This is a genomic window from Azospirillum brasilense (assembly GCF_007827815.1).
Taxonomy (GTDB): domain Bacteria; phylum Pseudomonadota; class Alphaproteobacteria; order Azospirillales; family Azospirillaceae; genus Azospirillum; species Azospirillum brasilense_C.
On the sequence record NZ_VITH01000002.1, the window covers coordinates 616,086 to 629,779 of the forward strand.

At 67.6% G+C, this 13,694-nt stretch carries 14 protein-coding genes and 3 tRNA genes; 8 read left to right on the top strand and 9 right to left on the bottom strand.

What is annotated here, in order from left to right; genetic code table 11:
- Positions 1-183 precede the first annotated feature (183 nt).
- Both otsB and FBZ83_RS06740 read left to right on the top strand, forming a co-directional pair.
- A complete protein-coding gene (otsB, locus tag FBZ83_RS06735) occupies positions 184-1,008 on the top strand; it encodes a trehalose-phosphatase (protein ID WP_145681615.1) in 825 nt (274 codons plus the stop codon).
- Between the two features lie 75 nt (positions 1,009-1,083).
- Positions 1,084-1,329 (top strand): hypothetical protein, encoded by a 246-nt coding sequence (locus FBZ83_RS06740; protein ID WP_145681617.1) that lies wholly within the window; start codon positions 1,084-1,086, stop codon positions 1,327-1,329.
- Between the two features lie 19 nt (positions 1,330-1,348).
- Here FBZ83_RS06740 and FBZ83_RS06745 read toward each other — a convergent pair whose 3' ends face one another.
- The 5 genes from FBZ83_RS06745 to FBZ83_RS06765 form a co-directional block, all read right to left on the bottom strand.
- Positions 1,349-2,065, bottom strand: coding sequence for an ABC transporter ATP-binding protein (locus FBZ83_RS06745; protein ID WP_145681619.1), 717 nt, complete (start codon positions 2,063-2,065; stop codon positions 1,349-1,351).
- Positions 2,062-2,808 (bottom strand): ABC transporter ATP-binding protein, encoded by a 747-nt coding sequence (locus FBZ83_RS06750; RefSeq protein WP_145681620.1) that lies wholly within the window; start codon positions 2,806-2,808, stop codon positions 2,062-2,064. The genes FBZ83_RS06745 and FBZ83_RS06750 overlap by 4 nt, the downstream gene beginning before the upstream one ends.
- On the bottom strand, positions 2,805-4,646 hold the full coding sequence (locus FBZ83_RS06755; RefSeq protein ID WP_145681622.1) for an ABC transporter permease: 1,842 nt from the start codon (positions 4,644-4,646) through the stop codon (positions 2,805-2,807). Before FBZ83_RS06755 ends, FBZ83_RS06750 begins: the two co-directional genes overlap by 4 nt.
- A 219-nt stretch (positions 4,647-4,865) precedes the next feature.
- Positions 4,866-6,092, bottom strand: coding sequence for an ABC transporter substrate-binding protein (locus FBZ83_RS06760; RefSeq protein WP_145681624.1), 1,227 nt, complete (start codon positions 6,090-6,092; stop codon positions 4,866-4,868).
- Between the two features lie 158 nt (positions 6,093-6,250).
- Positions 6,251-6,691, bottom strand: coding sequence for a MarR family winged helix-turn-helix transcriptional regulator (locus FBZ83_RS06765; RefSeq protein WP_145679993.1), 441 nt, complete (start codon positions 6,689-6,691; stop codon positions 6,251-6,253).
- Between the two features lie 879 nt (positions 6,692-7,570).
- On the opposite strand from FBZ83_RS06765, the gene FBZ83_RS06770 reads away from it, so the two are divergent.
- Together FBZ83_RS06770 and FBZ83_RS06775 are read left to right on the top strand one after the other, a co-directional pair.
- Positions 7,571-8,875 carry an outer membrane beta-barrel protein gene (locus FBZ83_RS06770; protein WP_145679991.1) on the top strand — a complete coding sequence of 435 codons (1,305 nt, stop codon included), beginning with the start codon at positions 7,571-7,573 and terminating at the stop codon, positions 8,873-8,875.
- Positions 8,876-9,108: 233 nt separating this feature from the next.
- Positions 9,109-9,681: a polysaccharide biosynthesis/export family protein gene (locus FBZ83_RS06775; RefSeq protein ID WP_114860736.1), complete on the top strand. Its 573-nt coding sequence runs from the start codon at positions 9,109-9,111 to the stop codon at positions 9,679-9,681.
- Between the two features lie 159 nt (positions 9,682-9,840).
- Here the strand turns inward: FBZ83_RS06775 and FBZ83_RS06780 are convergent, their stop codons facing one another.
- Together FBZ83_RS06780 and FBZ83_RS06785 are read right to left on the bottom strand one after the other, a co-directional pair.
- A complete protein-coding gene (locus FBZ83_RS06780; protein WP_145681625.1) occupies positions 9,841-10,113 on the bottom strand; it encodes a hypothetical protein in 273 nt (90 codons plus the stop codon).
- A 94-nt stretch (positions 10,114-10,207) separates the two neighbouring features.
- Complete coding sequence (locus FBZ83_RS06785) at positions 10,208-10,666, bottom strand: hemerythrin family protein (RefSeq protein ID WP_145681627.1); 459 nt, start codon at positions 10,664-10,666, stop codon at positions 10,208-10,210.
- Positions 10,667-11,053: 387 nt separating this feature from the next.
- On the opposite strand from FBZ83_RS06785, the gene FBZ83_RS06790 reads away from it, so the two are divergent.
- Positions 11,054-11,866 carry a methyltransferase domain-containing protein gene (locus FBZ83_RS06790; RefSeq protein WP_145681630.1) on the top strand — a complete coding sequence of 271 codons (813 nt, stop codon included), beginning with the start codon at positions 11,054-11,056 and terminating at the stop codon, positions 11,864-11,866.
- Between the two features lie 224 nt (positions 11,867-12,090).
- Here FBZ83_RS06790 and FBZ83_RS06795 read toward each other — a convergent pair.
- Positions 12,091-12,166 (bottom strand) — tRNA-Thr (locus FBZ83_RS06795).
- A 91-nt stretch (positions 12,167-12,257) separates the two neighbouring features.
- On the bottom strand, positions 12,258-13,109 hold the full coding sequence (gene rlmB, locus FBZ83_RS06800; RefSeq protein WP_145681632.1) for a 23S rRNA (guanosine(2251)-2'-O)-methyltransferase RlmB: 852 nt from the start codon (positions 13,107-13,109) through the stop codon (positions 12,258-12,260).
- A gap of 144 nt (positions 13,110-13,253) precedes the next feature.
- Here rlmB and FBZ83_RS06805 point away from each other — a divergent pair.
- From FBZ83_RS06805 to FBZ83_RS06815, 3 genes are all read left to right on the top strand, one after another.
- A tRNA-Tyr gene (locus tag FBZ83_RS06805) sits at positions 13,254-13,339 on the top strand.
- A 60-nt stretch (positions 13,340-13,399) separates the two neighbouring features.
- A tRNA-Gly gene (locus FBZ83_RS06810) sits at positions 13,400-13,473 on the top strand.
- A gap of 81 nt (positions 13,474-13,554) precedes the next feature.
- Positions 13,555-13,694 (top strand): GTP-binding protein (locus FBZ83_RS06815; protein ID WP_244948042.1); only part of this gene is annotated, 140 nt, incomplete at its 3' end.

A 13,694-nucleotide genomic window follows, 5' to 3' on the forward strand; every position in this document is an offset into this window, starting at 1 on the left:
CCCCCTGCGGGGCCGTTGCTTTTTCCGGGGTCGCTGTGACCGGAGAGTCACAACCGTATCGGGTGCGATAACATCGTTGATTGACGCATCCGGACCCCAAGGCGCGCTTTCCCGTTGTTCCGATCGTGCGCCGGTGCGACCGCGCCCGCCGACGATGCCTGCCGACGATGAGGAGAGCCGACCGTGACCAATCAGCCGTCCCCCGCTTCCAGCGCAGGCAAGCCATCGGCGCTCGTCCGGTTCGACGCCTTCGCGGCGATGCTGGGCGACCGGCGGCCCGCCGTCTTCCTCGACTATGACGGGACCCTGACGCCCATCGTGGAGCGGCCCGATCTGGCGATCCTCAACGACTCCGTGCGCGCGGTGATCCGGCGGTTGGCCGGGCTGTGCCCGGTGGCGGTGGTCAGCGGGCGGGACCTCGACGACGTGGCCCGCCATGTCGGGATCGACAACCTGATCTACGCCGGCAGCCACGGCTTCGACATCCGCGGTCCCGGCCTGCGCACGCAGATCGGCGAGGAGTATCTGGGCGACCTCGACGCCGCGGAGGCGGACCTGGGGCGGCGCCTGAACGGCGTCGAGGGCGCGCTGGTCGAGCGCAAGCGCTTCGCCATCGCCATCCACACCCGGCGGGTCGCCGCGGAGCGCAAGGCGCCGGTCGGCGACGTGGTGCGGGAGGTCGCGGCGGCCTTTCCGAACCTGCGCGTCACCGGCGGCAAGGAGATCCACGAGTTGCGGCCCAACGTCCCCTGGGACAAGGGCAAGGCGGTGCTCTCGCTGCTCGACACCCTGGATCTGGCAGGGCCGGAGACGCTGCCGCTCTATCTCGGCGACGACGAGACGGACGAGGACGCCTTCCGCGCCCTGGCGGCGCGTGGAGAGGGGTGTGGCGCCGGCATCCGCGTCATGGACCCGCCGGCCCCCAGCGCCGCCGCATGGAGCCTGAAGGACCCGGCGGAGGCCGGCGCCTTCCTCGACCGTCTGGCCGGCTGGCTGGTTGAGGGCTGAACGAGCCGGCGCTCCCTGTCGCATTTCCACCAAAAAAGGGGTAGGGTGGTCGCCGATCAATCGAGGGTCCCCACCATGGACATCAGCGCGCCCGGCGCACCGCGGATGCCGTCCCTGCCCGATGCTCAGGCCTCCGCCCTGGCGGGGCTTCAGGGCGCCCAGTCCCGCGCTGACGAGGCCGGGGCGCAACTCGCCGCCGGCAACCTCGACCCGGCGGTGGTGGTCAGCCTGTCCTCGGCCCAGACCGACTTTGCCGCCAACGTCAAGGTGATGCAGGCCGCGCAGGAGAACACCAAGCGCGTCCTCGACATGCTGGTGTGAGTCTTCACACCGCCAGCCCTCACACCGCCAGATAGGCCCGGCGCACCGTTTCATCCTCCAGCAGCGTCCGCATCGGACCTTCGAAGCGGATCTGCCCCTTCTCGATGACGCTCGCGCGGTCGGCGACCGCGGCGGCGAAGGCAAGATTCTGTTCGGACACGAGGATCGACAGCCCCTCGGCCTTCAGGGCGCGCAGGGCGTCGGCCATCTGCTGCACAATGCGCGGGGCCAGCCCCTCGGATGGCTCGTCGAGCAGCAGGAGCGACGGGTTGCCCATCAGCGTGCGGGCGAGCGTCAGCATCTGCTGCTCCCCGCCGCTCATCCGCCCGCCGCGGCGGCCCCGCATCTCGGCGAGGTTGGGGAAGAGGGCGTAGAGCCGCTCCGGCGTCCAGTGGGGCGCGCCGTCGCGGGGCGGCTGACGGCCGACCTCCAGATTCTCCTCCACCGTCAGGTCGGTGAAGACGCGGCGGTCCTCCGGCACGTAGCCGAGGCCGAGCCGCGCGATGCGGTGCGGCGGCAGGGCGGAGACGTCGCGCCCGTCGAAGGCCACCGCGCCGGACCGCCGGTCGAGAAGGCCCATGATCGCCTTCATCGTCGTGGTCTTGCCGGCGCCGTTGCGGCCCATCAGGGCGACCACCTCACCCCGGCCCACCGCCAGATCGACTCCGGTCAGGATGTGGGCGCGCCCGTACCAGGCCTGAAGCCCGCGGACGCTCAGAAGCGGCGGGACGGTCATGCGGCACCTCCCAGATAGACGGCCTGCACCTTCGGGTCGGCGCGCACGGCGTCGGGCGTGCCCTCGGCGATCAGCTGGCCGCGGTCGAGCACGATGATGCGGGTGGCGTGGCCGAACACGACGTCCATGTCATGCTCCGTGAACAGGACCGCGAGGCCGCGCTCGCGGACGAGGGAGGAGGTCAGCGCCATCAGTTCCTGCCGCTCGCCGGGGGCCATGCCGGCGGTGGGTTCGTCCATCAGCAGGATTTTCGGGTCGCCGGCCAGCGCCATGGCGAGTTCGACGCGCTTCAGGTCGCCGTAGGCCAACACGCCGCAGGGGCGCTCCGCCTGGGCGCCCATGCCGACGCGCTCCAGCAGGGCCATCGCCTCGTCGCGGAAGCCGGAGGCGGCCGGGGTCCACAGCCCGAACAGGCGCCGATGGACGGAGAGCAGGACCATCTGCACGTTCTCGCGCACCGTCATCGAGGCAAAGGTGGCGGTGATCTGGAAGGTGCGCCCGACGCCCATCCGCCAGATGCGCCGCGGCGGCAGGCCGATGATGTCCACCCCGTCGAGCCGCACCGTGCCCGCGTCGGGCCGCAACTGGCCGTTCAGCAGGTTGAAGCAGGTCGTTTTGCCGGCGCCGTTCGGCCCGATCAGCGCCAGCACCTCCCCGGCGTCCAGCGCGAAGGACACGCCGCGCACGGCCTGCACGCCGCCGAAGGCGCGCTGGAGATTTTCGACGGCGAGGCGGCGGCTCATGAGTCCCTCCCGCGGGTCCACAGGTCGCGGACGAAGCCGGCGACACCCTTGGGAAAGGCCAGAACCAGCACCAGAATGACGGCGCCCAGAACCAGCCGCCACCAGTCGGTCCGGCTCATCGCCTCGGTCTCCAGCAGGTGGAACAGGGCCGCCCCCGCCACCGGGCCGCTCAGCGTCTGGATGCCGCCCATCAGCACCATGACCAGAGCGTCCACCGACACCGGCACGGCCATCAGGGTGGGGAAGACGCTGCCCTTGGCAAAGGCGTAGAGCCCACCGGCCAGACCGGCGGCGGAGCCGGCCAGGGCGAAGCTCAGCCACTGGTGCCGCCGGACGTCGATGCCCACCGACTCGGCGCGCAGCGCGGAGTCGCGCCCGGCGCGCAGCGTGTAGCCGAAGGGCGCGAAGGCGGCGCGGCGCAGCAGCAGCAGCGCGCCGCCGGCCAGCGCCAGCGTCAGCCAGTAATAGGCCGCCTTGCCGGCCGCCCAGTCCGGCGGCCAGACGCCGAGGATGCCGTTGTCGCCCCCGGTGACGCCGTACCACTGGAAGGTCACCGACCAGACGATCTGCGCGAAGGCCAGGGTGAGCATGGCGAAGTAGAGGCCCGACCGTCGAACGCAGAACCATCCCGCGGCCAGCGCCCCCAGCCCGGCGAGCAGCGGGGCGGCGGCCAGCGCCATCGGCATCGGCGCTGCGAAATGCTTGACCAGCAGCGCCGCGCCGTAGGCGCCCAGCCCGAAATAGGCGGCGTGCCCGAAGGAGACGAGGCCGCCCAGCCCGATCAGCAGATGCAGGCTGGCCGCCAGCAGCGCCAGGATCACCACCTCGGTCAGCACGATCAGCGCGTAGTCGCCGGCGACCAGCGGCACCGCCGCCAGCAGGGCGAGCAGCAGGGCGGGCGCCCAGCGCGCGACACCGGTCGCGGCGATCAGCGGCGGGCCGGGGCTGGCGGCGGTGGGCGGCGCGTCCTCGGCGCGTCCGAGCAGGCCATAGGGGCGGATGACCAGAACCACCGCCATGAACAGGAAGACCAGGACCAGCGTGATCTGCGGGAAGACCAGGATGCCGAAGGCCTGCAACTGCCCGATCAGCAGCGAGGCGATGAAGGCGCCGGTCAGGCTGCCCATGCCGCCGACCACGACGACGACGAAGGCCTCGACGACGATGGCCATGTCCATGTGCAGGTTCACCGCCTCGCGCGGGACCTGGAGCGCGCCGCCGAGCCCGGCCAGGGCCGACCCCAGGAACAGCACCCCGGTGAACAGCCGCGCCGGATCGACGCCGAGCGCCGAGGCCATGTCGCGGTCCTGGGTCGCCGCGCGGACCAGCGTGCCCCAGCGCGTGCGGTTGAACAGCAGCCAGAGCAACCCCAGCACCAGCGGCCCCAGCCCGATCAGCACGAGGTCGTAGAGCGGGAAGGGCTGGTCCAGGATGTCCACGGAGCCGCGCAGCCCCGGCGCCCGGCGTCCAAGCAGATCCTCCGACCCCCAGATCCACGAGGCGGCGTCCTGTACCACCAGCACCACACCGAAGGTGGCGAGCAGCTGGAACAGCTCCGGCGAGCGGTAGAGGCGGCGCAGCAGCCCGACCTCCATCAGCGCGCCGAGCAGCCCGACCGCCAGCGAGGCGGCGGCCACCGCGCCCCAGAAGCCCAGCGGCGTGCCGCCCCAGCGCTCCACCAGCGTCCAGCCGAGATAGGCGCCCAGCATGTAGAAGGAGCCGTGCGCGAAATTCACGATCCGCGTCACGCCGAACACGATGGTCAGCCCGGACGACACCAGGAACAGCGTCGCCGCCGTGGCGAGGCCGCTGAGGAATTGCACGAGGTAGAAGGACATCGGCTCTTTTCGGCAGTCTGCGGGGGAGCGAGGGCTTGCCCCCTCCCTAACCCTCCCCCGCTCTCGGCGGACCTTTGGTCCGCCTGCCGCGTCAGCGCAAACCAAAGGTTTGCGCGGGAGCTCCGCAGGGGAGGGGATCAAGCTCCCTCTCCTGCGAAGCGGGGGAGGGAAGGGGCCCGCGGCGAAGGCGCGGGAAGGGTGGGGGCAAGACTCCGTCCCTTACTCCGGACGCATCTTGCGGACCGCCTCGTCGGACGGCAGATAGTCCGCGCCGTCGGCGTAGCGCCAGCCGGTCATCACGCCCTGGCCGTCCTTCACCGTGGTCTTGCCGACATAGGCGCCCATCGTCGCCTGATGGTCGAGCGCGCGGAAGGTGATCGGGCCGAAGGGGCTGGACAGGGCCAACCCGGACAGGGCGTCCACGACCTTTTCGGCGTCGGTGGAGCCGGCCTTTTCCACGGCGGCGGCGATGGCCTTGAAGGTGGCGTAGCCGACGACCGAGCCCTGGCGCGGCGGTTCGTTGAAGCGCTTCACATAGGCCTCGCGGAAGGCCTTGTGCTCCGGCGTGTCGATCTGCTCCTGCGGGTAGCCGGTGACGATCCAGCCCTCCGGCGCCTCGTCCTTCATCGGATCGAGATATTCCGGCTCGCCGGTCAGCAGGCTGACGACGGTGCGGTTGCGGAACAGGCCGCGCCCCTCGCCCTCGCGCACGAACTTGGCGAGGTCGGCGCCGAAGGTGACGTTGAAGATGGCGTCGGGCTTGGCCGCGGCCAGCGCCTGCACGGTCGGCCCGGCCTCCAGCTTGCCCTGGGCCGGCCACTGCTCGGCGACGAACTCGACGTCCGGGCGCTTTTCCGACAGGAGCTGGCGGAACCACTGCACCGCCGACTGGCCGTACTCGTAGTTGGGGGCGACGGTGGCCCAGCGCTTGGCCGGCAGCTTCGCCGCCTCCTCCACCAGCATGGCCGCCTGCATGTAGGTGCTGGGGCGCAGGCGGAAGGTGTAGCGGTTGCCCTTGGTCCAGGTGATGGCGTCGGTCAGCGGCTCCGCCGCCACGAAGGGCAGCTTGTTGCGCGCGGCGAAGTCGGCCACGGCCAGCCCGACGTGGGAGAAGTAGGTGCCGGCCAGCAGCTCGACCTTCTCGTTCGACAGCAGCTCCTGCGCGACGCGCACGGCGTCGTCGGGCTTGCCGGCGTCGTCGCGGGAGACGACCTCCAGCTTGCGCCCGCCGAGCAGGCCGCCCGCTGCGTTCACCTCCTCCACCGCGAGCTGCCAGCCCTGGCGGTAGGGGATCGTGAAGGCCGGCAGGCCGGTGTAGCTGTTGATCTCGCCGACGCGGATCGGCTGGCTTCCCGCCTGGGCGTGGGATGCCGACGGCGCGGCGACGCAAAGGGCGGCGGCGAGGGCGGCGGCGCCCGGCGCGAGCAGGAAATGGCGGCGGTTCATGGTCGGCGGTATCCCGGCGCGGTTGGCGGCTGCCCGAACGCATGGAACGGCAGCGTGAACGCAATGTCTGCGTTCATAGCAAACCCACCGCAAAAGTCACCGTTCCGTTGCGCCGCACCACGCCGGTTTTCCGCGGGCCGGTGCCGGAACCGCCGGCGTCACATCAGGCGGGACAGGAGCAGGAGGAACGTCGTCTGCTCCTCCGGGGTCAGCGGGTCCAGCGTGCGGGTGTGCGCCCGGGTGGCGTTTTCCAGCAGGGCGTTGACCAGCGACTGGCCGGCGCGGGTCAGGCTGACGCTGGTGCGGCGCCGGTCCTGCGGGTCCGGCTGGCGTTCCACCAGATTGCGCTCCACGAGGCGCAGGATCACCCCCTGGGTGGTCGCCGGGTCCATGAAGGTCAGCCGGCCGAGCTGGTTCTGCGACAGCGACCCTTCGGCCCGCAGCGTGACCAGCGCCCCCCACTGGGTGGGGGTGAGCTGGGAATCGCCGATCATGTCCATGAAGATGGAGGACGCGCGCTGGTGGGCCCGGCGAAGGCGATAGTGGACCTGCCCGGTCAGCAGGTAATCGTCGGTCGGAGGATGGGCGATCTGATCCATGGGCGCACACGAGCGTTGCGGAGCCGGACCGTTTCCGGTTGCGGCGGGTGTCGGCGGAACACCGTGCGACAGGTTCGGCAGCCATCCCGGGGAATGTTCCCGGGCTTTCGCCAAATGCAGCAGGCTTCGCTTTGAAGCCTAGGGGTGGATGTCGCAATAGGCAACGCTCGCCGCTGCGGCATACGGCCACAGTCGAGGCCCTGTCACTATTTGAAATGCAAAGCACTCGCGAACGAAGATGAGGCGTGCGTTTCAGGAATCTTACCGGGGGACTGGGCGGCAATCTGCATATGCGGGTGTGTTTTGGTCCTACCAGACGCTTGTCCGCATTTCGATTATGGGTTTTGTTTCGGCGGATAGGTGTTCGGCGGCGGAGTCCTTTCGCGATCGGACTTCGGAAGGTCGCCATCCGGTGGCGGAACGCTTCCGGGCGTGTAGGGCGGCATCACGACGTCGTCTCCGGGGTGGCGGGGCGATTTGGGCGGCGACGGTGTGGTCGGTTGTGTGGTCGGGGGGCTGGTCATGCTGGGCGCCTTCTGATGAATTCCTTTGACGCGGCTCTCGGACCGCCCTTGCGTGAACGGCCGCCGCTGCCGGCTGGTTCCCGCGGAGGCGGGCCCGTCGTTTCGCGGTCGTATGACCTTAGCTCTAATGATGCGGGCGTATGGCAATAGAGCGCCCGTCTGACGCAAGTCTTGTTGCGCCAACAACACAGGCGCGGGCAAAAACCACGGCCGAACGGCTTCACTGTTGCACGGACATCACGCTATGAGTTGTCTTTGCAGCGACTGTCCGCTTCTGCCGGAGCGGCGAATGCACATTCCGAGGCCATTCGGCCGCCCGATACGAGCCACTGATTTCAGCCTAGCGCGGTGACCCATGAAGCCCAGCTCCCTGTCCTTCCTCGCCCTCGCGCTCGCGTCCACCGTGCTGACGGCGCTGCCCGCGGCCACGCCGGTGAGCGCCCAGGAACTGCAGCCCGGTGAATCCGTGCTGGAGCGCCGCCGTCCGGAGGTCGAGCAGCTCGGCATCCGCGCCGGATCGTTCCGTATCCTGCCGCGCATCGAGACCGGCCTGACCTATGAAAGCAACGTCTTCGCGACCGAGAACGACACCCGCGACGACTTCATCTGGGTCACCCAGCCGCGCGTCGACGTGCGTTCGGATTTCAACAACCACGCCCTGAACTTCTCGGCCTCCGGCAACATCGGCCGCTTCTTCGACTACTCGTCGGAGAACTATGCCGATTACCGGGCCCAGGTGGACGGCCGCTACGACATCACCCGCGACAGCTCGGTCAGCGGCCTGCTGTTCAGCCGCCGCGACCATGAGGGGCGGTCCGACCCGAACTTCGACGTGTCGCTGGGCACCGGCACCGTGGTGCCGCGCTTCGCGGAGCCGGTGAACTACTTCACCCACGGCGGCGAGGCGTCGTTCAACCAGCGCTTCAACCGCCTGCGCCTGCGCGTGACCGGCGGCGCCCAGTACACCTCCTACCAGGATGCCGAACTGACCAACGGGCGGTCGGAGTCGCAGGAGGACCGCGACCGCTGGAGCTACACGGGCACCGCCCGCGCCGGCTACGAGTTCATCCAGGGCTACGAGGCCTTCGTCCAGGGGTCCTACAACTGGACCCGGTACCGGCTGACCCCGGATTTTGGCGGCGTCAACCGCGACTCGGACGGCTACGAGGTCGTCGGCGGCCTGTCCACCGACCTGACCGGCCTGATCAACGGCGAGATCTATGCCGGTTATCTGAGCCGGACCTACGACGATCCGACGCTGAAGGATTTCGGTGGTCTGGCCCTGGGCGGCCGCCTGAACTGGTCGGTGACCCAGCTCACCTCGGTCACCGGCTCGCTCAGCCGTCAGGTCCGCGAATCGACCTATGCCCGCGGCAGCCAGATCGCGTCGAGCTACAACCGCACCGTCGCCGCCGTCGGCGTGGACCACGAGCTTCTGCGCACCCTGCTGCTGAACGCCCGCGTCCAGTGGCGCCAGGACGACTTCAACGGCGTGGACCGCACCGACGACGTCTACACGCTGGGGGCCGGCGCCAGCTACCAGCTCAGCCGCTATGTCTTCGTGAATGGTGGTTATACTTACGAAAAGCGTAACTCGAACCTCAGTGGCTTCGATTATTCCGACAATCTGGTCTATCTGCGCGTCGGCGCCCAGATGTAAACGGGTTGTTCAAGGCATAATGAGGGGGGCGTCCATCGGCCGATGGGCGCCCCTTTTGCATTTCCGCCTATACGGTGACGCGAATCCTTTTCCTCCGTTGGCGTTACTTCCTCTCCACTTTTTCCCAAGCGCGTGTGAGTTGCTAGTCTCCCTCCGTGACCGCTCAGGGTTTGGCCGCTTCGTCCGCGGAGCGCGGGCCCGATGTCCTCACGAGCTATGGAGAAGGGTTAGGGATGAATCGACGTAACGTGTTCCGCGCGCTCGGAATGACCGTGGTCGCCGCCGCGATGGTCGGCTGCGCCGGTGGCCAGGATGCCCCTCTCGAACCGCCCGGCGTCGCCCAGATGACGGACTACCGCCTGGGGGCCGGCGACGCGCTGCGCGTCATCGTCTTCGGCGAGGAGCAGCTATCCGGCGAGTTCCGCGTCGACGGGTCGGGCAAGGTCGCCATGCCGTTGATCGGCGAGGTGACGGCCCGCGGCCATACCCCGCGCGAGCTGGAGGCCGACATTTCCAAGCGCCTGTCGCAGGGCTACGTCCGCGACGCCAAGGTCAGCGTCGAGGTGCTGAACCACCGGCCCTTCTTCATCCTGGGCGAGGTCCGCAACCCCGGCCAGTACCAGTACGTCAACGGCATGACCGCCCTGTCGGCGGTGGCGATGGCCGGCGGCTACACCTACCGCGCCAAGGAGGACTACGTCCTGATCACCCGCGGGGCCGATCCCAAGAAAGAGCTGCGCCGCGCCCCGATCACCACTCCGGTGATGCCCGACGACGTGCTGCGCGTGCCGGAGCGTTATTTCTGATCGGCGCCGGGTTCCGAACACTCGCCAGACGGCTCATTCGTTTCGGAAGACTGGGGCAGGCGCCCCGCCAGCATTCGACGCCATGACGATGTCCCTCTTCCCACGCGGAAGAGGGACATTTTTTTGCGCAGCCTCCATCCGCCGACGTTCGCCGTCGCTTCAGCCGTCGTCGCGGACCCCCTCGCCGTAGGGGAGGTCGCCCTTGCGGAAGGCGTCGGCGCCCTTGGAGTGGCCCGAGGGTGCGCGGGCGTCGGGAGGAGCCGGATCGTGGACGCTGGCGGCGGGGGCCGGCCGGGTGCCCGCAGCCTCGTCGTCGGTGCCCAGCGGGGCCGCGGCGGGGTCGGAGGCGGGGATCTTGTCGCCGGTCAGCCCCTTGTCGATGGCGTCGCGCAGCCGCTGCGCCCCGGCGTTGGGGGTATCGGGTTTGTCCATGAGGGAACCTGGGTCGGTTGCGGGAAGGGATCGTCCCTTCTCCCAACCGGTCCGCGGAGGCGCGGTTCCCCCGGAACGAGGGCCCAGGGCCGCGTCAGGAGCGCAGGGCGTCTTGGTCCGCCTCGTCCAGGCTGTCGAGCCAATCATCCATGGAGATCATCGGCGGCTCGTCTCCGGCCCGCCGGGCGGCCTCCACCAGTTCGGTGTCGGCGGTGTTGGAATGAACGATGAACCACAGCATCAGCCGATTCGCGTCGTCACCGGTTGGCGGATGGCCGCGCGTGGCGGCGTCCAGTAGGGCATCGATGATGGCGAGGTAGTTGCGGTGGGCCTGCTCGTGCCGGTCCCGCCGATCGGCGGCCAGGACGGCCATCTCCGCTGCCTCCGTGGCGAAATGCTCGGCCACCTCGTGCCGCAGCGCGGTCAACTCCGCGAGTCCGAGCGGGCCGCCTGCATTCATCGCTGAAAGGAGGTCGAGAATGGCGCCATGCTCCGCGTCGATGACGCCGGAGCCGGTTGGGATGAGGGAATCGGCGGTGCGGTGGTGCGGCATGATGGGCGTGATTGTGAGGACCGATCCGGCGACAGAGAGGTGCGGGGGTGTTGCGGGGCTGGAGCCGTTTCCGGAAGTGCTCCTTTGAATCGGTGGGCTTCAGGCAGGCTTCTCAACGGGTGGAGTTTATCAGGAATTGCAACGGCGTTCACAGCGTCAAAGCCGCGGCCGGACGTTTCGATGGGCATAGAAAGCCCGGACGGGACCCAATGATTGCCGTGCCTGGCCAAGTGGCAATCCGAAGCGCGACGTCCGCGCGAAAATTTCTCTTTTGAGTGGATGATTGTGCGAATTAGATTGTTTCGGATCGAAATCGCAAGACGTGGATCAATCCCAAGTCCGGAAAATGAAAATTTCCGCAGGAAAAATTGAAGGAAGAGACTATCAATGGATAGGAATGAAATTATAAGATCAATGATAAATACAAGTGGCCTCGGCTTGGAGATAGGGGCAAGTTATAATCCGGTCATGCCTAAAAGAGATGGCTACAACATACGCATTGCTGATTATGCAGGCCACGACTATTTACGAAAACTGCATAATTTAAGCTCTGATCACATCGAGGATGTGGACTATGTGACAAATGGCGGTCCGGTATCGAAGGCCGTCGAGGATGAGAACTGCTTCGATTACATCGTCGCATCCCACATGATTGAGCATTGTGTGGACTTCATTGGGTTCTTGAAAGATTGCGAGACGCTGTTAAAGCCTGATGGCGCCCTGGTTTTGGTCGTCCCCGATAAAAGAAATTGCTTCGATGTCTTTCAGTCCCTCTCAAGTGTGGGGGAGATGCTGGACATTCATCAAAAGCTGCCGAGGAAGCATGCTTCCGGGAAGCTTTTTGATCATCTTGCCTATGCGGGCGGGCGAAACGGCCATATCGTTTGGCCGCATGGCTGTCCGGTCGAGCTGGGTTTTGTTCACAGCCTTCCGGAGGCTCTCGCCGCATTTCAGCTGGCGGAAGCCAGTGACGAGTATCGCGACTGCCATTCATGGCGCTTTACGCCAAGCAGCTTCCGTCTGATCGTCAATGATCTCCATGAAATCGGGTCAGTAAGACTCAAGGAAAAGGGCTTCCGGGAGGGAAATGGCCCGGAATTTTATGTCAGCTTAAGTTTCGATGGACAAGGAGTTCCGGTCTCCAGAATTGATTTGGCCAAAAACATAATAAGGGAAATATCCGAGATCATTGTTAACTGAGAGGAATATGGAGAACAGAAGAGAGAGTTTTTCGGCGCGCGCGAAATTCTGCGCCAACGCTGACGGCATCGAGTCGTCCCGAATTCCCAGAAAGGAGGCGGAGAGAAGGGTTTGGATTCAACACGACGCTGCACCACAGCCGGCCTTAGACGCTGGCGGCAGACCTGCAGGGCGCCGATAGGGTTGAGGCCGCCCGGAGGCGGCCTCCAACCACTGGAATTCTATGGTGCCGGTTGCAGGGCTCGAACCCGCGACCTTCGGTTTACAAAACCGCTGCTCTACCAACTGAGCTAAACCGGCGCGCCGCCCGGCCGGACCGCGGCGGGCGCTTACACTAGCGTCCCGCGCGGTCCGCGGCAAGCCTCACCTGAGCGGCGCGAACGGCGATGCGTCAGCGCAGCCGGGCGACCTCGTAGAGGGCGACGGCGGCGGCGTTGGACACGTTGAGGCTGCCGACCGGCCCCTGGGTCGGCAGGCGGGCGATGATGTCGCAGCGCTCCATGGTCAGACGGCGCAGACCGGCGCCCTCGGCACCCAGCACCAGCGCGGTGCGGCCCGTCAGGTTGCACTGGGCGAGCGTGCCCTTCCCCGACTCGGCGAGGCCGACGGTCCAGAAGCCGGCCTGCTGGAGGTCAGCCATCGCGCGGGCGAGGTTGGTCACGCGCACCAGCGGCACCGACTCCAGCGCGCCCGAGGCGCTCTTGGCGAGCACGCCGGTGGTCTCCGGGGCGTTGCGCTCGGTCACCACCACCGCCTTGGCGCCGAAGGCCGAGGCGGAGCGCAGGACCGCGCCGACGTTGTGCGGGTCGGTCACCTGATCGAGGACGACGATGAGCGCCGACGGATCCGAATCGGCCTCCGCGCAGATGTCCTCGATGCCGATCTCCTCCAGGGGGGCGACGTCCAGCGCCACGCCCTGGTGCACGGCGCCCGGCGGCAGCATGCGGTCCAGGTCGTTGCGGTCCGCCGGCATCAGGCCGGGCCGTTGCAGCCCGCTGGCCTTGGCCTGGGCCAGAACCGGCTCCAAGGCGGCGCGGCCCGCCTCGGTCGCGATCAGGCGGTGGATGCGCCGCTCCGGGTTCAGCCACGCCGCCGACACCGGGTGGAGGCCGTAGAGCAGGACGCCCTGCGCGCCGCGCCCGGAGGGGCGGTCGCCGCGCGACTCGCGGTTGGATGCGGAATGGCTCTTGGCCGGGGCAGGGGGCTGGCCGTGGGGCGCGGATGGCTTCTTCGAACGGGTCATGGTGTCCGGCTGGAGGGGGCAGGCCTAAGCCCGCCGCGGTTATTCACAGTTTTCTGGTTTGGACTGCTTCAGACGTGTTGACAAGGCCTGAAAAATTCTCATAGTGCCGAACTCCGCGGCGGGCATGTCCCGCAGCGGGCCTGAGGAAGGGTGGCCGAGTGGTTAAAGGCAGCAGACTGTAAATCTGCCCGCGTAAGCGTACGCTGGTTCAAATCCAGCCCCTTCCACCACTACATTCCACGGCTTGTCCGTGATCGCATTTCCCGGTCGATAGCGCCGGGCGGGGCATGGCGGGTGTAGCTCAATGGTAGAGCAGAAGCCTTCCAAGCTTACGACGGGGGTTCGATTCCCCTCACCCGCTCCAATCCCCCCGCGCTAAGGGAAATGTCGGTCTCGGCCGGGCCATTGTGTGCGTCCGGAACGTCGGGAACGAAAGACCAAAGCGATGGCGAAGGCAAAGTTTGAGCGGAACAAGCCGCACTGCAACATTGGCACGATCGGCCACGTCGACCACGGCAAGACGTCGCTGACGGCGGCGATCACGAAGGTGCTGGCCGAGAGCGGCGGCGCGACCTTCACCGCCTA